General features: G+C 38.1%; 17 protein-coding genes. 8 read left to right on the top strand and 9 right to left on the bottom strand.

Going from position 1 to position 21,381, the window contains the following annotated elements:
- The first annotated feature begins 153 nt into the window (after nt 1–153).
- On the top strand, nt 154–2,370 hold the full coding sequence (katG, locus tag BCM40_RS15875) for a catalase/peroxidase HPI (RefSeq protein WP_065525007.1): 2,217 nt from the start codon (nt 154–156) through the stop codon (nt 2,368–2,370).
- A 91-nt stretch (nt 2,371–2,461) separates the two neighbouring features.
- Nucleotides 2,462–3,661 carry a hypothetical protein gene (locus tag BCM40_RS15870; protein WP_065525008.1) on the top strand — a complete coding sequence of 400 codons (1,200 nt, stop codon included), beginning with the start codon at nt 2,462–2,464 and terminating at the stop codon, nt 3,659–3,661.
- A gap of 76 nt (nt 3,662–3,737) precedes the next feature.
- Here BCM40_RS15870 and BCM40_RS15865 read toward each other — a convergent pair whose 3' ends face one another.
- The 3 genes from BCM40_RS15865 to BCM40_RS15855 form a co-directional block, all read right to left on the bottom strand.
- On the bottom strand, nt 3,738–4,673 hold the full coding sequence (locus BCM40_RS15865) for an NADP-dependent oxidoreductase (protein ID WP_065525009.1): 936 nt from the start codon (nt 4,671–4,673) through the stop codon (nt 3,738–3,740).
- Between the two features lie 51 nt (nt 4,674–4,724).
- A complete protein-coding gene (locus tag BCM40_RS15860; protein WP_065525010.1) occupies nt 4,725–5,834 on the bottom strand; it encodes an NADH:flavin oxidoreductase in 1,110 nt (369 codons plus the stop codon).
- Between the two features lie 155 nt (nt 5,835–5,989).
- On the bottom strand, nt 5,990–6,577 hold the full coding sequence (locus BCM40_RS15855) for a TetR/AcrR family transcriptional regulator (RefSeq protein ID WP_238323738.1): 588 nt from the start codon (nt 6,575–6,577) through the stop codon (nt 5,990–5,992).
- Between the two features lie 321 nt (nt 6,578–6,898).
- Between BCM40_RS15855 and BCM40_RS15850 the strand changes: the two genes are divergently transcribed.
- Complete coding sequence (locus tag BCM40_RS15850; protein WP_065525012.1) at nt 6,899–9,310, top strand: bifunctional diguanylate cyclase/phosphodiesterase; 2,412 nt, start codon at nt 6,899–6,901, stop codon at nt 9,308–9,310.
- Nucleotides 9,311–9,421: 111 nt separating this feature from the next.
- Here BCM40_RS15850 and BCM40_RS15845 read toward each other — a convergent pair whose 3' ends face one another.
- Together BCM40_RS15845 and BCM40_RS15840 are read right to left on the bottom strand one after the other, a co-directional pair.
- Nucleotides 9,422–10,633, bottom strand: a complete 1,212-nt coding sequence (locus BCM40_RS15845) for a PP2C family protein-serine/threonine phosphatase (protein ID WP_065525013.1) — start codon at nt 10,631–10,633, stop codon at nt 9,422–9,424.
- Nucleotides 10,633–11,478: an alpha/beta fold hydrolase gene (locus BCM40_RS15840; protein WP_065525014.1), complete on the bottom strand. Its 846-nt coding sequence runs from the start codon at nt 11,476–11,478 to the stop codon at nt 10,633–10,635. Before BCM40_RS15840 ends, BCM40_RS15845 begins: the two co-directional genes overlap by 1 nt.
- A 323-nt stretch (nt 11,479–11,801) precedes the next feature.
- Between BCM40_RS15840 and BCM40_RS15835 the strand changes: the two genes are divergently transcribed.
- Both BCM40_RS15835 and BCM40_RS15830 read left to right on the top strand, forming a co-directional pair.
- Nucleotides 11,802–12,176, top strand: a complete 375-nt coding sequence (locus BCM40_RS15835) for a DUF1761 domain-containing protein (protein WP_065525015.1) — start codon at nt 11,802–11,804, stop codon at nt 12,174–12,176.
- A 56-nt stretch (nt 12,177–12,232) separates the two neighbouring features.
- Nucleotides 12,233–13,345: a GGDEF domain-containing protein gene (locus BCM40_RS15830; RefSeq protein WP_156851318.1), complete on the top strand. Its 1,113-nt coding sequence runs from the start codon at nt 12,233–12,235 to the stop codon at nt 13,343–13,345.
- A 99-nt stretch (nt 13,346–13,444) separates the two neighbouring features.
- On the opposite strand, the gene BCM40_RS15825 is transcribed toward BCM40_RS15830, so the two are convergent.
- Nucleotides 13,445–14,473 carry a zinc-binding alcohol dehydrogenase family protein gene (locus tag BCM40_RS15825; protein ID WP_065525016.1) on the bottom strand — a complete coding sequence of 343 codons (1,029 nt, stop codon included), beginning with the start codon at nt 14,471–14,473 and terminating at the stop codon, nt 13,445–13,447.
- Nucleotides 14,474–14,739: 266 nt separating this feature from the next.
- Here BCM40_RS15825 and BCM40_RS15820 point away from each other — a divergent pair, with 266 nt between their 5' ends.
- Complete coding sequence (locus BCM40_RS15820; RefSeq protein WP_065525017.1) at nt 14,740–15,123, top strand: winged helix-turn-helix transcriptional regulator; 384 nt, start codon at nt 14,740–14,742, stop codon at nt 15,121–15,123.
- A gap of 638 nt (nt 15,124–15,761) precedes the next feature.
- On the opposite strand, the gene BCM40_RS15815 is transcribed toward BCM40_RS15820, so the two are convergent.
- Nucleotides 15,762–16,256 carry a lactoylglutathione lyase family protein gene (locus tag BCM40_RS15815; protein ID WP_065525018.1) on the bottom strand — a complete coding sequence of 165 codons (495 nt, stop codon included), beginning with the start codon at nt 16,254–16,256 and terminating at the stop codon, nt 15,762–15,764.
- Nucleotides 16,257–16,390: 134 nt separating this feature from the next.
- Between BCM40_RS15815 and BCM40_RS15810 the strand changes: the two genes are divergently transcribed.
- Nucleotides 16,391–16,732, top strand: coding sequence for a winged helix-turn-helix transcriptional regulator (locus tag BCM40_RS15810; protein WP_065525019.1), 342 nt, complete (start codon nt 16,391–16,393; stop codon nt 16,730–16,732).
- A 63-nt stretch (nt 16,733–16,795) separates the two neighbouring features.
- On the opposite strand, the gene ahpF is transcribed toward BCM40_RS15810, so the two are convergent.
- Both ahpF and ahpC read right to left on the bottom strand, forming a co-directional pair.
- A complete protein-coding gene (gene ahpF, locus BCM40_RS15805) occupies nt 16,796–18,343 on the bottom strand; it encodes an alkyl hydroperoxide reductase subunit F (protein WP_065525020.1) in 1,548 nt (515 codons plus the stop codon).
- 12 nt (nt 18,344–18,355) lie between these two features.
- Nucleotides 18,356–18,925: an alkyl hydroperoxide reductase subunit C gene (gene ahpC / locus BCM40_RS15800; protein WP_008427795.1), complete on the bottom strand. Its 570-nt coding sequence runs from the start codon at nt 18,923–18,925 to the stop codon at nt 18,356–18,358.
- Between the two features lie 512 nt (nt 18,926–19,437).
- On the opposite strand from ahpC, the gene BCM40_RS15795 reads away from it, so the two are divergent.
- The gene (locus BCM40_RS15795) at nt 19,438–21,336 is read left to right on the top strand and encodes a PTS mannitol transporter subunit IICBA (RefSeq protein ID WP_065525021.1); all 1,899 of its coding nucleotides are present in this window, start codon (nt 19,438–19,440) and stop codon (nt 21,334–21,336) included.
- Nucleotides 21,337–21,381 lie beyond the last annotated feature (45 nt).

Below are 21,381 nucleotides of genomic sequence, written 5' to 3'. Positions count from 1 at the left end.
TTTGCTTTTAAATTGACAGTCTTATTACTGTTCAGCTACGCTCTACTTTAGTATAATTCTAATGTAAGAATCATTTTTACACGAGCAACAAATAGCGGTAATCGATTTCGATGAAAACAAACTATTTTTCACACTATTGGGAGGTTATCAAAGATGGAAAACAATGAAGAAAAGCGCCACACAGCGGCAGGCGAAGGTCAATGCCCAGTAACAGGTGGTCATAAAGATAGTGCAATTACAACTTCAAACAAGCCAGGAAAAACGCAAAACAAAGACTGGTGGCCAAATATGCTGAATGTGAACATTCTTCACCAGCATGATACAAAGACAAATCCTCTAGGGGAAGAGTTTGATTATAAAACAGAATTCGAAAAATTAGACTTTGATGCTTTAAAACAAGACTTGCATAAGTTAATGACAGATAGCCAAGACTGGTGGCCAGCAGATTATGGTCATTACGGCGGTTTGTTCATTCGTATGTCATGGCATGCTGCAGGTACATATCGTACTGCAGACGGTCGCGGAGGTGGCTCTACCGGAAATCAACGTTTTGCGCCGCTTAACAGCTGGCCAGATAACGTAAACTTAGATAAAGCACGTCGACTGCTTTGGCCGATCAAACAAAAATACGGCAACAAAATTTCATGGGCTGACTTATTAGTGTTAACTGGTAACGTTGCACTTGAGTCAATGGGCTTTAAAACATTTGGCTTTGGAGCAGGACGCGAAGATATTTGGGCACCAGAAGAAGATGTATATTGGGGCAATGAAAAAGAGTGGTTAGAAGACAATCGCTATTCTGGCGATCGCGAGTTAGAAAACCCTCTAGCAGCTGTTCAAATGGGTCTAATTTATGTGAATCCAGAAGGACCAAACGGTAAACCGGATCCGTTAGGCAGTGCTGTAGATATTCGTGAGACATTTGCACGGATGGGTATGAACGATGAAGAAACGGTTGCACTAATTGCAGGTGGGCATACTTTTGGTAAAGCACACGGCGCTGGGGACCCTGATCAAGTAGGGGACGATCCAGAAGCAGCTGTAATGGAAAACCAAGGTCTTGGTTGGAAGAGCTCATACGGCTCAGGAAAAGGCCGCGATACCATCTCAAGTGGTGTTGAAGGAGCTTGGACTGCCAACCCAACGCAATGGGATAATGGTTACTTTGAGCAATTATTCGAATACGAGTGGGAATTGACTAAATCTCCTGCCGGCGCTTATCAATGGACAGCAAAAGATTTGTCTGAAGAGCAAATGGCCCCGGATGCAGAAGATTCTTCTATCAAAGTGAAAACAATGATGACAACTGCAGATATGGCACTTCGTAAAGATCCTGTTTACGAAAAAATTTCGCGTCGTTACTATGAAAACATGGATGAATTTGCCGATGCATTTGCACGTGCTTGGTTCAAACTTCTTCATCGCGATATGGGACCTAAAGAGCGTTACTTAGGACCAGAAGTACCAGAAGAAGAATTGATTTGGCAAGATCCAGTTCCAGCAGCACCAGGTACATTAACAGCTGACGAAATCAATGAGCTAAAAACAAAGATTTCGGAAAGTGGCTTAACTATCCAGCAAATGATTAAAACCGCTTGGGCATCTGCTAGCACATACCGCGATTCAGATAAACGTGGTGGGGCAAACGGAGCGCGCATTCGCTTCGCACCTCAACGCAACTGGGCTGTTAACGAACCAGAAGAGTTGGAGAAAGTACTAGCGACTTACGAAAACCTTAAAGCTAGCACTGGAAACAAAGTGTCGATGGCTGATTTAATCGTACTAGGAGGAAATGTTGCAGTTGAACAAGCTGTTAAAGCTGCTGGCTTTGACTTAGCTGTGCCATTTACTCAAGGCCGTGGAGATGCACTCGAAGAACAAACAGATGCAGAAAGCTTTGACGTATTAGAACCAATTTCAGACGGCTTCAGAAATTACCAGAAAAAAGAGTACTCAGTTAGCCCAGAAGAATTGCTTGTTGATAAAGCACAATTACTTGGTTTGACTGCACCACAAATGACAGCTTTACTTGGGGGGATGCGTGCATTAGACGCAAATTACCAAGGCGCAACAGAAGGAATTCTGACAAATAATGCGGGTGCATTAACAAATGACTTCTTTGTTACGTTACTGGACATGAATATTGAGTGGACACCAGCTGAGTTTAACAAATACGAAGGGAAAAACCGTACAACTGGAGAAGCAGTTGGTACAGCTACACGTTTTGACTTAGTATTTGGCTCAAACTCAATTCTTCGTGCAATTGCCGAAGTATATGCACAGGATGACAACAAAGAAAAATTCGCTCGTGACTTTATCAAAGCTTGGAACAAAGTGATGAATGCCGATCGTTTTGACTTGAAAAACTAATTTTAAAAAATCCTGATCAGACTTAATACGGCTGATCAGGATTTTTTTAGCTCAATTTTTATTACGGTTCATAATCAAAAGGAGTGACTAAATGAGGAAATTACTTGTACTTCTTTTTACAGCGCTCGTTATATTGGCGGGTTGTTCACCTGAAGAAAATGTCCAAGAGGTAGAACAAGAAGCAATTGATAATACTGAAAAAACTAGTACAAGCAAGAGTTCAGAAACAACGATTAACCTTAATGGTATCCCAATTCGTATCGAAGCGGAGAAAGTAAACAATGATGCAGATGTAGAGTTGGCTGTTGTATTAGATAGTGGGGAAATTCAACGATTTAGAGTAGTAGCGGAAAGTGGCCAATTGACAGAGCTTACAGAAAAACAGACTGCAAAAACCGTTCCTCAACCAAAAGGTAATCTACAGGTGCCCCCTCTTCTATTAGAAGAAAATGAATTTGTGTACATCGATCAAAATGGCGATGTGGTGTTTTGGAGTGAAGAACAAGAACTTGAGCGACTTGCAATTAATGCACTTCCTGACTCAAATTTGTTAGTGGGTGACAAAAACCAGGTTCTTGTGTTGACGCAACCATCTACTCGCTACGATCATGGCATTTTGGGTGACCAAATAGAAGCGACTGGGTTTGCGATTATTGATGGAGATAAAAAAGAAGTAGTTCAAGAAACCTCTGTTCCTCAAAAAGACGTCATTGAAAGTTTGAAACCAATTTGGGTAGATTGGGATCAAAATGGAACAAAAGAAATTATCTTAACCTTAAGCAATGATCAAGAAGGAGCGAGGTTGGTATTGTATGATGAAGCCGGCAAGCAATTAGCTGAAGGTGAGCCGCTCGGTCAAAGTCATCGCTGGAGACATGCATTAACAGTAGAGGCATTTCATTCAACAGATAAATTAGAGTTAGCAGAAATTACGACTCCTCATATTGGTGGGAATTTACAATTTATAGAATGGGACCAAGAAAATAAAAGGTTAAAAGTGGTGGCTTCGGGAAGTGAATACTCAACACATTCAATAGGGAGTAAAAACCTCGATATGCATACTTCAGTAGATTCCAATTCTGATGGTCAAATCGAGCTGTGGGTGCCAAGTCAAAGGAAAGATGAACTAATTGGTATTCAACGAACTGCTGAGGGCTTTGAAACGATCAAGCAATTCGCATTACAAGGTAACCTAAGTTCAAATATTGTATCGGTGTCAAGCGAGAAACAGTCTATGCTCGTTGCGGGTACTGATTCAGCAACAGTAACAGTATGGACCTTTGTGGAGTAAGAACATCTAGTCAACTAACTGAAAAAAGCAGCTCTCATCTATTGATGGGAGCTGCTTTTTGACTGTTATTGAAAAATTATTTTAATGTGATAACAATTTTTCCGCGAGCATGGTGTGTTTCGCTCAACGCATGTGCATCCTGCATAAATTCTTCAGTAAACTCGAACGTTTCTCCAACAATTGATTTTAGTTCACCGGCTTCATACATATCCGCCAGTTTTTGCAATTGATCGCCTTTTGGATCAAGCCATAAGAAAGCGGCTTCTACGTCATATTGCTTTGCTTCTTCTTCGTTAGGTGGTTGTGCAATTGAAACAAGTTTGCCTTTTGGTTTTAATACTTTGTAGCTATTAGATTGAACTTCTCCGCCCATTGAATCTAAGACGAAATCGTAATCCTCAAGCATTTCGCTGAACTCTTCTGTTTTGTAATTAATGACACGGTCTGCACCTAGTGATGTTACAAACTCTTCATTTTTTTCACTGGCTGTTGTTGTCACGTACGCACCTAAAGATTTAGCGATTTGGATTGCAAAATTACCAACGCCACCTGCTCCTGCATGAATAAGAACTTTATCGTCTTTTTTCACGCCACCAAAATCAACTAAACATTGCCAAGCAGTTAATCCAGCTAACGGAATTGCAGCAGCTTCTTCAAAACTCATAGAAGCTGGCATTTTAGCAAGTAAGTTCTCATCTACAGGTACATATTCAGCGTATGTTCCTTGGTTTGTCGTTGCGGGTCTAGTGAAAACACGTTCCCCGATCTCGAAGTTTGTTACATTGCTTCCTTTTTCTACGATAACACCTGCAGCGTCCCATCCAAGGATGATTGGAAATTCAAATGGTAGCATGTCTTTAAGGTATCCCGCACGTACTTTCCAGTCGATTGGATTGATAGATGTTGCGTGTATTTCAACAAGCACTTGGTTTTCTTGAATTGATGGTTTTTCGACTTCTCGTTCGGTTAAAACATTTTTTTCTCCATATTGATCAATAACGATTGCTTTCATTTGATAGCCTCCTATTTTACACGCAGATAAATAATTGATTTTTTATATTAATTAGTTTTGATTGATTTCAAATTCTTTTAAAGTAGCTTTTGGAAGAAGAATTTTTTGGAAGTCAAATGCCTCTAATTCTTGGCCTGATAATATTTTATTAGGCCAATCTTGATTGGCAAGAGCCCCTTTTCCAATGGTGATAAGATCTGCTTTGCCTTTACTAAGCAATGCTTCAACGAGTTGAGGATTTTCTAAAGCCCCGTTTGCAATTGCCACTGTATTTCCATATTTCTTAGCAAGTTCGACTAATGTTGAAGGAGATTCAGAAAATGCAGACTCAGTCGCATTTGGTTCAGATGTATGAATATAGTCGACTCCAGCTTGCCCGATTTGGCTGAAAATGAGTTTAGCATCGTCAATTCCATTTACCCATTTATGATTAGCGTCATTTACTTTAGCTTGAGCAATGCGAATACCTACTGGGAAATCACTTCCTACAGCATCGCGTACGGCTTCAATAACTTCTATGATTAAACGTAAGCGGTTTTCTGTGGGACCACCATATTCGTCGGTTCTAAGATTTGTATAGTCAGTTAAAAATTGATCCAAAATATATCCATTTGCTCCATGAATTTCAACACCATCAAAGCCAGCTTCTTTTGCATTTTTAGCAGACTTAACAAAGCTTTCTATAAGTTGAGAAATATCTTCTTTTGTCATTTCTGTAGGCATCGAAAACTCACCGGAACCACCGTAAAATGCCAATTGTTCTCCTTTTGGTTTAACGGCAGAAGGTGCGATTGTATTTTTTTTAAATCGATTTCCTTGTGAAAGTGCCCCTGCATGCATTAGTTGTAGAAATATTTTCGACCCTTGTTCTTGAACTGCTTGAACAACAGGTTTCCATGCGTCAGTTTGTTCAGTGGTTGCAATTCCAGGTTGGTTTAAATAGCCTTGGCTGTAAAGCTTATCAGTGTAAGTACCTTCGGTAATGATTAGGCTAAATCCACCTTTAGCAAAATTAGCATAATACTGAGCCATATCTTCAGTTGCTAATCCAGTTTCAGTCGCACTTGTTCTTGTCATAGGTGCAAGCCCAGCCCGACTATCTAATGTAACATTTCCTGTTTTTATTTTAGAAAATAATGTTTGAAATTGGTTGTTGGTCAAAATAATCACCTTCCTTGTTAAATTTATAAACGTGCCATATATGTGAATTAGTTTCCCTTCAAAAGAAAAAGTAAACTGGTATAAAAGTTGTACCTACCAGTCGGTACAAAAAAGGATAACAAAAAAAGAAGAATAGAGTCAATTTTTATGATTCTCTATTCTTCGTTTAAATTGTACTCAGTGCGAATAACATCAGTAATGTCATATAGGACTTGAATATCTTGTTTATTTTTCATAAGCAAAATAGCTCCTTCAATCATGGCAATCATCGCCTGTGAATATTTTGCTGTATCCAAATTCGTATCCAACTGTCTTTGTTGTTGTAATTCATCTAAAGCTCGTTGGATTTTCTCTTCCCACTGTTTAAAAAAAGAAGCAACTTTATCTCTAAGTATCGGTTCGTTTTCACTAATTTCAATTGCTAAATTTCCCAAGGCACAACCACTTTGAGCTTGATTTTCAAATTGCATAGCGCACAACTTATCTAACATTTGATTTAATCTCAATTTCGGAGCAATTGGTCGATCCAAAATTTCGTCGAAAATGTCATGTTTCATATTACCGATTAAATATTCTACAACGGCATCAGCAAGATCTTGTTTGGAAGTAAAATAATGATAAAATTGTCCTTTTCCAATCCCACTCGAAGTTAAAATATCACTTAACTTCGTATTTGTATAGCCAAGAGAATGGATAAGTAACGAAGCTTTATAAATAATTTCTTCTTTCTTAGATGTCATCATAATCCGCTCCTATTTCTAGAATCTTTAGTAGAAGTTTTTTCCACTATAACATTCATTATCATAGATTTAAATATAGGTCACTGCTTAACTTGAGTTTGAGTAATTTATAATTTATAACTATAAAAACCTAATTTTTGTATATAAATTAAGTATATTTTAGTTTAAAATGATATAATAATATGGGTAAATATAACTTGTTCTACAGTTAATTTGTAACATAAAAAAAGACTAAATTTTCATTTATTTGATACTTTTAAAAATACAGATACGTTAAAATATTTGAAGGTAGTTATGACTCAGCTAAGAAAGGTAGATCTCAGTATGTTTAACGAAAAGACATCAAAACGTAGATTAATGCTCTTATCTGTAGTCATATGCATCGTACCTGTATTAATTTTATATTTTATTAATGAGAAAAAATTTGAAGAACTATCTTTGGCAGAGTTAGAAACAGAAAATAACCAAGTGGCAAATTTGGTGGATAAAGAATTAGCGAAAATGCGTCAAACGGTGTTGTTGTTGGCTAATAACCCGGCATGGGAAAAGTACTATACAGAGCCAGAACGAAAAGAGTACTGGAGAGAACAGCAAGTAAAAGCATTCCAATATGTTAAAGAACAAATTCCTGAAACTGATGAAGCGTGTTTTTTAGATGACACACATAACGGAGAAGAAGTTGTTCGAGTAGATGAAGAAATTGCTCATAGCCATGATCTTTCTCCTTCCGAAAAACAACAACCATTTTATCAAGCGGCGATGGCGGTAAATCGTGGAGAAGTATACCAATCTATGCCTTATGTGTCAGCCGATAGTAGACGTTGGGTTTTTGGAAACGTAACCCCTTTGGTGATACAAGAAAATGGTCCTTATAAAGGAAAAAAAGTAGGACTGATTCATTACGAAGTTAACTTATCGTATTTATCAAATGAATTAATCGATAGTGATAATAATGAATTTGAAGCTTTTGTAATTAATAATAATGGTGACTTAATCGCTAGCAGTACTCAAGAGAAGAAAGATTCTATTGCCGCAACAGTAGAGAATGCAGCTAATCTTTCAGAAGAAGAGTTTGGAGAATTCCAAGGAGAGGTAACACTCCCGCATGTAAATGAATTGACTGGAAACACAGAATTATGGGACCAAATTAGTCAAACGATAAAAGGGACTCACGTGATTCAAAAAGACGGAAAAGACTATTTTGTAGCGTATGAAAATGTGAAATTTAGTGATGATATGGATTGGGTAGTAGGATTGATAAAACCAGTTCCCCGTAATGCCTTTTTATCATTTTCTAATGTGGTTATGTATGTCACGTTTCTTATTTTGCTCTTATTTATAGTAGGTGCGTGGGGAATTATCAATAAAATATTTAATGAAATTAATGGATATCAAAAAGACCTCACAAAACAAGCTCATTACGATGCATTAACCGAGCTTCCAAATCGGGTTTTGTTTCAAAAGAAAGTCGATCACCTCATAGACTCTATTAAGAATGAGAAAAATCAGCAAGCGTTTGCGGTGTTATTTATTGATTTGGATCGTTTCAAAATAATTAACGATACAATGGGGCATTCTACTGGTGATTCTTTGCTTAAGGAAGTTGCAAGTCGCTTAACGAATTGTGTACCGGAAACTACAATTGTTTCCCGGTTTGGGGGAGATGAATTTACGGTTCTACTTAGTAATATAAAAAACAAAGTAGTAGTACACGATATGGCAAAAGAAATAAATGAAACCATTTTACAGCCATTTTTCTTGAAAAACAATGAGTATTACATTAGTACAAGTATTGGTATAAGCATGTATCCAATAGATGGAAGCAACAGTGAACTATTGATCAAAAATGCGGATATCGCCATGTACAAAGCAAAAGAGTCCGGCAAATCAAATTATGTCTTTTATCAAAATGAATTTAATCATCAACCTGTCAGAAGGTTACAATTGGAAAATAATATACGCAAAGCGTTAGAGTTAGAAGAGTTTCAAGTATATTATCAACCAAAAATAAAAATGCCCTCAGAAGAAATTGGAGGAATGGAAGCGTTGATTCGCTGGTTCCACCCCGAATTAGGAACAATATCGCCTAGTGAATTTATCCCGCTCGCAGAAGAAACCGGATTGATCAATCCAATTGGTAAATGGGTGTTACGCCAAGCGTGTATGCAAAATAAGAAATGGCAAGATGAAGGGCTTCCGCCTGTGGTAATGGCGATCAACATCTCGGCTTATCAATTTCATTATGGAAGTCTAGTTCAAACAGTTACTGAAATTTTAAAAGAAACAGGTTTAGAGGGCAAATGGTTGGAGTTAGAGTTGACAGAAAGTCTGCTCATTAATAACGAAGAATATGTATTAAAGTCGATTGAAAATTTAAAGAAGCTAGGCATTAAAGTTTCGATTGATGATTTTGGAACAGGCTATTCCTCTTTAAGTTACTTAAAACGATTTCCTATCGATACCATCAAAATTGATCGTTCATTCATTAAAGATATCCTAGAGAAAAAAGAAATGAAGAGCATCACAAGAGCCATTATTACAATGGGACATGGTTTGGGGTGCCAACTCGTAGCAGAGGGCGTCGAAACAGAAGAACAAAAAGAGTTGCTGACTACTTATGGAGTCGATCAAATTCAAGGCTATTATTATAGTGCAGCTGTTTCTAAAGAGCATGCCACTGCAATGATCCGAAATAATCGTTTTTTTCAACTAGAGGATAAGATTAAAAGAGCGTGAAAGTGATGACTACACAAGAGCGATCAGAGCGATTTTTTAACATAAAAAAAACTGTAGACATCTCGAATCGAGATGCTCTACAGTCTATAGCGCTTGAATTTCAAGCGTTTTTTATTTTAAATCGACCACTATAAAGCATTGATCGTCTTTTTTATGATTTGTTTCTTTTTGATTGTCGAGGGAGTGCAAAATCTTTTCTTTGAATTGCAGTAAAGAAAGGGCAGAGTGTTTTAATAATAGGGAATTTATAGGTTCGGGTTCGAGCGATTCGGATACGCCATCTGTATACAAGATGATTCGAGATCCTTTTTTATATGAAAAGGTCTTTGTTTCAAAATGAATATTGTCAAACGTTCCAAGGGGAGGAGAACTTGCATATAACTCGAGTTGCTCCCCATCTGAGTCTTGGTAGATCAATGGTGGATGTCCCGCATTAACATATTCAATCGTGTGTTTTGCTGTATCGATAAACAAATAGATAGCTGTACAATAATGCCAAACACTTTCATCGCTAGGAAACAAGGTGTGTAAGTGATGATCCAACTCTTTCATGACCATACTTGCCGAAACACCGGTTGAAATAAGTCGCTGGAATAAGGATTGCAAAGACATGGTTATAAGTGCAGAAGAAATACCATGACCCATCACATCTAGCAAGATGATGCCGTATTGATGCTCATTAATTTTATAGAAACCATAAATATCGCCAGATAATCCACTTGAAGCTTTATAGTAAGATTCGATATGAATGCTATCGTTACAAATAGGTTTAGTTAAGGAGCGCTCTTGTATTTTTTTTGCAAGTTGTAATTCCCGGTAAGTATCTAGATTATACTTTTGGTTTTGTTTATTAATTTCTAAAAGCTCTTTTTGGTTTGCTTCCAGATTTTGAAGAGCAATTTCTAACTGCAGATGTGCTTTTTCTTTTTCTTTAAAAGCGTCTTCAGCTACTTTTTTAGCAATAAGCAATTGATTTTCGTATTCACTTCGTTTCCGAATAGGGACAATAATGCAGGAAATAACCTCTTGGTCTTGCTGTTCATTTAGGACTGCATTAATAAGGACAGGCGTATCCTCATCATGTTTAGAGTTTAATGAGAGGTACATTTCTTCTACCCGATGTTGAACTGTTACAAGTTGCATGAAATACAGGTGGAAAAAAATACGCGTTGATTTGGTAAGTGTCTTATTAATATGTTGCCCAACAAGTTCATCTGAAGAGAAATCAAGCACTCGAAGCAATGTCTCGTTTACAGATAAAATGATGCCATCCTTCGTAAGTGTAAGAAATCCACACGGTGCTTGGTTTAGTTGTTCATTCATTACGTTAGACCACCTACATCCTCTTTTTCCAGGGAAACTGAGGTTTCTAAAAGATACTCACGTATGAGTTGCGTAGTTTCTTCGGGGTGACTCATGTGTGGGAAATGACCTGTCGCATTCATATAGTTGATCGTGCTATTTGGCAAACGTTGGTTCATGTACTCGCCGGCCGATTCTGGCGCAATTATATCGTTAGCACATTGCAAAATTAAAGTTGGAAGTGATACTTTTGATAAATCTTGACGATTATCAGCAAAAAAGCATGCTTCAGCAAAATTGCGAGCAATTACAGGATCGGTAGAGCAGAAACGATCTTCGATTTCTTTTCCGACCTTGGGAAGGTTTGGGTTATTTAAAGCAGTTGCCGAAAAAATATTCGCCCAACCAATATAATTTTTAGCCATTAAGTCCATTAAACCGATTAAATCCTCTTTTTCAAAACCGCCAATGTACCCCGGTGGGTCATTTAAGTAACATGCAGATGGACTAATCATAATGAGGTGAGAAAAGTACTCGGGTTTACGTAATGAAGCAAGCATACCAACCATTGCTCCAACAGAATGACCTACTAATATAGCGTTTTTTAAATTTAATGTTGAACAAACATCTAATACATCTTGTACATAGCCGGAAAGTTTACTGTATTTATCAGAATCATATGCCTTAACATCTGAAAGTCCAAGTCCTACATAATCAAATAAAACAATTTGATAATCTTTTTCAAACGATTTAACAACTAAATTCCAAACAGTTTGATCGCAGCCAAATCCAGGGGCAAATATCATAGCTTGTTTTCCGGAACCTATAATTCTGACATTGTTTCGAGTTAAGACATTCTGGTTCATTGTAAACCTCCTTATGCACTTATATCTAAAAAGTTAATTATATATCTTTAATCATAACATTCTCGAGCTAGTAACATGAAATTTGTTGAACTTTATACTGGTTTTATTACCATCCAATAAGGAATAGAACAAAGATTTTATTTATAGTTAGCGAAAAATGGGATTATCATAATTTTATCAATAAATTATAATAAAGTGCAGGATATGTAAAAAAACAAGGTAATAGAGTATAGTGATAGAAACGCATATTTTATCATTATACAGAATAGCTAATGGATGTTTACTAAGTAAGACTTTAATCTATATAGAAAAGAGGAAATTATATGTTGATAGACATAAGCTCTTTAAATTATTGGGCGATTTTAGCTGGTGGGATTTTGTATATGATTTATGGTGGAGTTTATTACACTGTCTTAGTTGGAAAGAAAAATCAAAGCACAGGCCCATTAAAATATGTCGTATCGGTAATCGTAGCATTTATCAGTTCTATCTTCATTGGGGTTCTTGTTCAAGCAACTAGTTCGAGTAGTCTGTTGGGCGGAGTTGCAGTAGGGAGTATTGTAGGCTTCTTAATTTCAATCGTCTATTTGAAAAATACATTATTTGGGCTTGTCAGTGCAAAAAACTGTGCAATTGCTATCGGAGATCACTTAATCATCTTTACGTTATTAGGAGCATTGCATGGTTTTTTAAATTAATACACTTGAGACAGAATATTATATGCGGTAGTTTAGGATATTAGGGAGGATTATTTTTGGCGACAATATTGACTGATTTATTTGTGAATCTTTGTATAATGGTTTCTCTAATTTTTATTTATTTACAAATCAGAATGAAACTTAGGTTAGAGCAAAAAAATCGTATCATCTCGATTTTAATAGATGGTTTTGCAGGAGGTATATTAGGCTATTTTTTAATGTTTTTTTCCATACAAGTATCCACTGAAACGATGGTGGATTTGCGCTTTTTACCAGTTATGTTGTTGATCATCTTTATCGGGGTGCCTCAAGCTATTATTAGTGCTATTTTAATTATTTTAACAAGGTTTATGTTTGGATTTACCACATCTGCAATTGCAGCCATGATTTTGATGACTGTATTAATTTTAGGTTTTATTGTCATTCATAAATTATGTAAAAGTACAGATTTTAGAAAGAACGCATATCAACAAAGCTTTCTAATGATTATCTTATCAAATATTTCTTTTAGTATTATCATTTGGTATTTAGTAAAGGATGTTACAGTTTTAAAAAGCTTAATTTTCTCATACTGGATGGTTTCTACAATAGGTGGACTGACTTCAGTCATGTTTGTTAGGTATATACGAAAAACACAATATTTATTGATGAAATATGAAAAAGATTCGACAACTGATTTTCTTACCGGTTTAAACAATGTACGGCAATTCGACAGCGTTTGGAATGATTTGATCAGCAATGCAACGGAGAAAAATGAGAGATTGTCCTTATTGATGATCGATATTGACCACTTTAAACACGTGAACGATACATACGGGCATCCAATAGGCGATAAGATTTTGGTTGAGTTAGGGAAAGTGTTGCAAAACAGTACTCGCTCATTTGATGTGGTTTCGAGAAATGGGGGAGAGGAATTTTCCGTGATTCTGCCAGACTGTCCTCATCAATATGCTATAGAAATAGCTGAGCGCATAAGAATAGCAGTAGAACAGCATAAGTTTGAAATTTCATCGAAAGAAGAAATTCAAATAACGGTTTCAATAGGTGTAGCCACTTATCCAGAAACAGTGAGTGACACAGTGGAAATCGTGGATGTTGCGGATGATTGCTTGTATAAGGCAAAACGTACAGGAAGAAATCGGATTTGTCCAAGTTATATTGCAACCTGAAACAGCATGATATTTGCGCCATAGAAGGATAAAAACCCCCGTCACTGCTTTGGCAGAGGCGGGGGTTTAAAGTTAACAGCTTGTGATGAAGCTTATTATTTAGTTGAATTTCTCGATTACAATTTTTCCAATAGCAGCACCGGACTCGAGCAATCGATGAGCTGCTTTGACATTTTCAGCATTTATAGGAGTCAATCGTTTGTTCAATGTAGTCTTTAGTTCATTTTGATCGATTGAATCGGCTACTTCATTTAACAAGTAATGTTGGTTAATCATATCTTCTGTTTGGAACATAGAGCGTGTAAACATAAACTCCCATACAAAACTTACACTTTTATTTTTCAGTAAAGTTAAATCAAGAGGCTCATCTGATTCTACAATAGAACAAATTTTCCCTTGAGGGGCAATCGCTTCGGCCATATTTCCCCAATGTTTTTGTGTAGCATTGAGACAAAGAATATAATCCACGCTACTAAAACCTAATTCCTGCAACTGTGAAGTAAAAGATTCATAATGATTGATGGTAGCATCGGCACCAAGATTTAGTACCCATTCTTTTGTTTCAGGGCGAGAAGTCGTTCCAATTACAGTCATGCCGACCTTTTTAGCCAATTGAGTAGCAATAGAGCCAACACCACCTGCAGCTCCAATAATCAAAATGGTTTTCCCTTTGTTTGTATCAGAATCTGAGCTGATAGCAAGGCGATCAAATAAGCTTTCATAAGCCGTAATTGTCGTGAGAGGGAGTGCTGCAGCTTCGGCAAAACTCAAAGACTCTGGCTTTGTGCCAACAATTCGTTCATCAACTAGATGAAACTCACTGTTGCCTCCTTGACGAGTAATATCTCCTGCGTAATAGACTTTATCTCCTGGCTGAAAGAGCGTACATTCAGGACCAACCTCTTCTACAATACCCGAAACATCCCACCCAAGTATTTTAGGTTCTGTTAACTTTTCTCCGTTCGACTCACGTACTTTGGAATCGACTGGATTCATACCTATAGCTTCAACACGTACTAAAAGATCCTGTTTTGTTGGGCGAGGCTTTTCTATTTCTAAATCTACTAAACTTTCCTGGTTATCGATTGGTAAATGATTATATAATCCGACGGCTTTCATTTTAGTCATTTTCAATACACTTCCTTTTTTTATAGTAGTGGAACTAACCGTAGTTGAAGTTTCTGCAAACAGAAAACACATACCGCGTTCCTTTAATAAATTGATAATAGCATATAACATATTTAGGTGTAAGTACGCACAATTTTGTGCTATAGTATCATTTTGTATACTGTCAATGTTTTAGAAAGTTTATGTGTTATAGTAACTACCGCTACCAATGAAGTAGTCACGCTTGAAATAGATAAAATGCGATTGATACAAAAGGAGTGCTGAAAATGAATACGGGGAAAGTACAAGAAAATACAATAAATCCTTTTTTAAATCAATATTCGTGTCCTGTAGCAGGTACCTTAGATGTTATCGGAGGGAAATGGAAAGGCGTAATCCTTTTCCATCTGTTAGAGGACAAAAAAAGATTCAATGAATTAAAAAGGTTAAATAGTGGCATTACACAAAGAATGTTAACGCTACAACTGAGAGAATTAGAAGCAGATGGCATCATTCACCGGGAAGTGTATCCTGTTATCCCGCCGAAAGTAGAATATTCTCTCACTGATTTTGGACAGTCCTTAAAGCCTATCGTCCTGCTAATGCGCGAGTGGGGAGAAGAATATATGGAAACCGTTTTAACGCAACGTCAAAAAAACGTGGGTGAATAGAACAAAATAGCATCTCACTCTTTACCCAATGAGGCTTCTATAAAAAAAGAAATTAAACCTTAAAGCACTCAAAAACCTAAAATGAACCGTATCCATTTGGAGGATACGGTTCAGACTGTAGATAAAGTCTTATTAAACCGAATAATGATGCATACTCTTCAACCGGACTGGCCACTTCGCTTTCCGTGGGCTCAGCTTCAGCCTCCTCGTCACTGAAAAACCATGCTCCTGCATCGCTGCGCTAGCTTCGTCGCAAAAGCTTGTCCTCGCAGGCTTCGGCCAATGCTATTCCTGCGGGGTCTTCAGCTTTCGCTGTCCCACAGGAGTCTCCGTGGACCAGCCCAGTTGAAGTCTTCTTGCTACGAACCGAGTGAGATTCTTTAGTGCGTTTCACCGTATAAATAACGTGTTAAAATATTTTTCCTACTCACTCCAGGATTCGGAGCACCTAGTGGCGACTCCAGCGGAAAAACGAAGTGATGAGACCCCGCAGGAGCTTGCGACGAGGAGGCTCAGCGCGGAGTCCGCGGAAAGCGTCCACTAGGTGTGGAGAATCCCACATGCATACAAAAAATGAGTAACTATTTTTTGTCTACAAACTAAGAACCGTATCCATTTGGAGGATACGGTTCAGCTTGTTAATAAACTCCTGAAGAGTACGTAATTTCATAACTATGGCTATAGACTTCGAAGATAATACCGAATGGATCTTCTACGTAACACATTTTATAAGGTTTTTCGTTTGGATAATATTCTCGAATTGGCATTCGTTGCTTGCCACCGTGTTCTACTATTTTGCTAACCAATCCTTCTACATCTGGATCTTGGACGCAAAAATGGAAGACGCCTGATTTCCAATATTCAAAGTTGTTTTCCGGTTTTTCGCTGTTTGGAAACTCGAAGATTTCAATCCCTGTGCCGTCAGATGTCGACATGTGCGCAATTCGGAAAGTTCCCCAACCCGCGCCGAAAACATCGATGCACATTTGTCCGATAGGCGTATCATTTTCTTCTTTTACCTCAGATGGCTCCATAATAACATACCAACCCATCACTTCTTTATAAAAAGTGACGGCTTTATCTAAATCTGTAACGGATAAACCGATGTGTGAAAATGCTCTTGGATATGCCATGTTTATCGCTCCTGTCTGTTTTTATCGTCATGATAAGTTTCATCATACAGAGTAGTTCTGTGGAGTACAATACGGCACTTTTTAGTGGTATAGTTACGAAAAAGTGACTACGAAAGAGAAAAAGGAGACATACAATGGCAGTTAAAAACAATTATGTTTGTTCTTTAGGACTGACAATCGATTTGATTGGTGGGAAATGGAAACTGATGATTCTCTGGTATTTGATCAAGGACAGTAAACGGTTTGGAGAGCTTAAAAAAAGCATTCCGAACATTAGCCAGAAAGTCCTTACTGAGCAACTCAAAGAGTTAGAAAGCAGTCAGATTATATCGAGAAAAGTATATCCAACAGTTCCAGTTACGGTTGAGTATTCGATGACAGCTTACGGAGAGAGCTTGATCCCATTAATATATGGGTTATGTGATTGGACAAAACAGTATGCGAGTGAAAATGAGATTGAACTAAGTGGAGACTAATGAAAAAAGGACGGTAGATCGACTCGAATGATTCGAGTTGATCTACCGTCCTTTACTTTTGTATTAAACCAAGACAGGAACTTTACTTCTAATAAGATGGTCAAAAGCACTCAGTGAGGCAGTTGCACCAGATCCCATTGAAATGATGATTTGTTTATAAGGAATGTTGGTACAGTCTCCTGCACCAAACACACCTGGAACGTTGGTAGCTCCACGTTGGTCAATGACGATTTCGCCATGCTGTGTGCGTTCTACCAAATCACCTAGCCAGTCTGTGTTCGGAACAAGGCCGATTTGCACAAAGACACCAGCTAATTCGATATGGTTAAGGTTTCCGGTTTGAAGGTCGAGATAAGAAATGCCGTTTACTTTTTCTGTGCCGGTAATTTCTTGTGTTCGAGCATTTGTGATGATTGTTGCATTGGGTAAGCTACGTAGTCGATCTTGTAAAACAGAATCGGCTTTGAGTTCGGAGTTGTACTCCAGAACAGTCACGTGATTTACAACACCTGCTAGATCGATTGCTGCTTCGACGCCGGAGTTCCCGCCGCCGATAACCGCTACGTCTTTGCCCGCAAACAATGGACCATCGCAATGTGGACAGTAAGCGACACCTTTGTTCTTAAACTCTTCTTCACCTGGCACGCCAATGTTGCGCCAGCGTGCACCTGTTGAAAGAATGATCGTTTTGCCTTTTAAGACAGCACCATTTTCAAGTTCAAGCTCGAAAAGTTCTTTTTTCTCCAACTTTTTCGCGCGTTGCAAGTTCATAACGTCGATATCGTATTCCTTCACATGCTCTTCAAGACTGGCCGCAAATTTCGGGCCATCTGTCTTTTTCACACTAATGAAGTTTTCGATGCTCAACGTATCCATGACTTGACCGCCAAAGCGTTCCGCAACAATGCCGGTCCGTATGCCTTTGCGTGCTGCGTAAATGGCAGCACTAGCTCCAGCCGGTCCGCCACCGACAACAAGTACATCAAATGGATCTTTGTTTGCAAATTCGGATGCATCTGGCGCGCTGCCAAGTTTAGCTAACAGTTCTTCAAGTGTCATGCGTCCGCTACCAAACGATTCCCCGTTTAAGAAGACAGTCGGTACCGCCATAATGTCTTTGCTTTCAACTTCTGCTTTGTATACCGCGCCATCAATCATTGTATGTGTGATATTTGGGTTGAGAATACTCATTAAGTTGAGTCCTTGAACCACTTCAGGGCAGTTTTGACAACTCAAGCTAATATATGAGTCAAAGTGGTAAGAACCTTGAATGCTTTGAATTTGATCGATTACGTTTTGCTCAACTTTTGGCGCACGTCCGCTCACTTGCAACAATGCAAGCACAAGAGACGTAAACTCATGTCCTAAAGGAATACCAGCAAATACAACACCGGTGTCTTGTCCTGGACGGTTAACGCTAAAGCTTGGTGTTCTTTCAAGCTGTGCATACTCTAGAGTAATGAGAGAAGACATTGCAGATATTTCTTCCAGCAATGCCGTCATGTTGCGAGAAACTTTATCAGTGCTTGCGCTAACTTTCAACAACACATCATTTTCAAGCAATTGTAGATACTGTTCTAATTGAGCTTTTATTGCGGAATCTAATATCATGTCCTGCACTCCTTAAATTTTACCTACAAGATCAAGACTTGGCTTAAGTGTTTCGCTGCCTTCTTCCCATTTTGCAGGGCAAACTTCGCCTGGGTTGTTGCGCACGTATTGAGCTGCTTTGATTTTTCCGACAAGCGTACTTGCGTCACGGCCAATGCCATCTGCGTTAATTTCTGCAGCTTGAACAATACCTTCTGGGTCTAAGATAAATGTTCCGCGTTGTGCCAAACCAGCTTCTTCGTCAAGTACGTCAAAGCCGCGAGAAATGCGTTGTGATGGATCGCCAATCATTGTGTATTCGATTTTGCCAATTGCCTCTGAATGGTCGTGCCAAGCTTTATGTGTGAAGTGAGTATCTGTAGAAACAGAATATACTTCAACTCCTAAGCTTTTCAGCGTTGCGTATTGGTTTTGAAGATCTTCTAGCTCAGTTGGGCAAACAAACGTAAAATCTGCTGGATAAAAGCACACGACACTCCATTGACCTTTTAAGTTTTCTTCTGTTAGTTCGATAAAGTCTCCGCTTCCTGCTTGATAAGCTGAAGCGTTAAATGGTTGGATTTCTTTCCCGATTAATGACATAAATAATGACCTCCTAATATTTTTAGAACAATTATGGATAATGATGTAAAAACGGTAATCAATTGATTATCGTTATTTGATTATAATTATTCTAATGCTACTCTCATTGTTATATGAACTTGACTGTTTGTCAAAGAGAACCCTTTTCTTATCTAGTATTCTTTGGAATTGCACTAAATAAAAAATAGATACGGTATAAAATATTCTATTTAAATTAATTCTCCAATGATTGTTAAAAGATAGAAATAATAATTTCAGAATATTATTAACTTTAAGAAAAATTTCGTTTCTTAATATAAATTCATAATTTATAGAGTTTGCTCACTAATGAAACAAATAATCACGGTATTTTAAGCTTTTTGTTTGTTCAAGAAACAACAGCTATGTCGTGACAAGCCCGACAAAGTTGACTTTCCTAGTTGTTGAATGCGCTTCCATTAAGAGTCTATGATAGTAGTACACCACGACACACAATTTTAGAAGATAAATTCAGTTTCGAAGGAGAGGATCACATGAAGGTAGGGGTACAGAAATTCGGTAACTTTTTAAGTTCGATGGTTTTGCCTAATATTGGTGCATTTATTGCATGGGGGTTAATCACTGCCCTATTTATTCCAACAGGATTTTTTCCAAATGAGGAGTTTAGCAAGTTAGTAGGCCCAATGGTTATCTACATGTTGCCGCTTCTTATTGGATACACAGGAGGCCGGTTGATTTACGATCAACGAGGCGCTGTAGTTGGTACGATTGCAACAATGGGGGTTATTATCGGAGCTCCGGATACACCAATGTTTTTAGGTGCCATGATTATGGGGCCACTTGGTGCATATGCTATTAAGAAATTTGACCAATTGATAGAAGGAAAAATTAAAACAGGTTTTGAAATGCTAGTGAACAACTTCTCGGCAGGTATTTTAGGTGGTATATTAGCACTTCTTGCGTTTATCGGAATCGGACCGGCTGTAAGTTCGTTTACAGATGTTCTTGTTGCGGGCGTAGATTGGTTGTTAGAAGCGGGATTACTACCACTAACAAGTATTTTAATCGAACCGGCAAAAATCTTGTTCTTAAATAATGCGGTTAACCACGGTGTGTTAACACCTATTGGACTAGAGCAAGTTCAACAAACAGGTAAATCACTTTTGTTTCTACTAGAAGCCAACCCAGGACCTGGTCTTGGTGTGCTACTTGGGTTTATGCTATTTGGAAAAGGAGTTGCCAAGCAATCTGCACCAGGCGCGGCGATCATCCACTTCCTTGGTGGGATTCATGAAATTTATTTCCCTTACGTATTAATGAAACCAATGTTGCTACTAGCTGTTGTAGCTGGTGGAATGAGTGGTGTATTTACACTTGTATTAATGGGTGGCGGATTGGTTGCTCCAGCGTCACCAGGTAGTATTCTAGCAATTGCAGCTGTTACACCACCTGAAGGAATGGCATATTTAGCAAACTTTACAGCAGTCTTTGTGGCTACGGCAGTTTCATTTGCTATTTCAGCAGTCATTTTAAAAGCGAGTAAACAAACAGATGAAGATATGGAAGAAGCAACAAAGAAAATGGAACAAATGAAAGGCAAGAAAAGTTCTATTTCCCGGGAAATACCTTCACTTAACCCAACTACTAATGGTGTTTTCCCAGCAAGCGCACAAAAAATCGTCTTTGCTTGTGATGCGGGAATGGGCTCAAGTGCGATGGGAGCCTCTCTATTACGCAAAAAAGTAAAAGAAGCAGGACTGAATGTATCGGTATCGAATACGGCAATCAGCACCCTCCCTTCAGATTCTGAGATTGTTATTACACAGGAAAAATTGACGCCGCGTGCTGAAAACAAAATACCAAATGCTTATCATATTTCAGTTGATAATTTCCTATCAAGTCCGGAATACGATCAGTTGATTGAACGGTTAAAAAGCGGTGAAATAGAAGAGCATAATGTGTTAGTTGAAGAAAGTGAAACTAACGCTCCGCAAAACCCGGAAGATGAGCAATTGTTGCGCGAAGAAAACGTCTTTATCGGACAAAGCTTCCGTACGAAAGAAGAAGCAATCATCTTTGCAGGGTTGGCATTAGTTAAAGCTGGTTATGTTGAAGAATCATACGTGGACGAAATGTTGAAGCGTGAAGAAATCACGACAACATACATGGGCAATAACGTCGCAATTCCTCATGGCACAGAAGAAGCGAAAAAATCTGTCATCAAGTCAGGCTTTACTGTTATTCAAGTGCCAAATGGAGTAGACTTTGATGGAGAGAGTGCAAAAATGATTTTCGGGATTGCTGGAAAAGATGGCACACATTTAGAAATTCTTTCTGGAATCGCAGTGATTTGTGCTGACCAAACCAACGTGGATCGCTTAGTAGAAGCAGAGTCAGCGAAAGAAATAATTGACATCATTAACGGCAATTAAATAGTAAGAATGGAAAGGCGGGATTTCCTGCCTTTTTGTTCTATC

Origin of the sequence: Planococcus donghaensis (genome assembly GCF_001687665.2) — a bacterium.
Taxonomy (GTDB): Bacteria; Bacillota; Bacilli; order Bacillales_A; family Planococcaceae; genus Planococcus; species Planococcus donghaensis.
The sequence above is the reverse complement of the archived record's forward strand: the minus strand, read 5'-3'. Positions and strand labels throughout refer to the sequence as shown.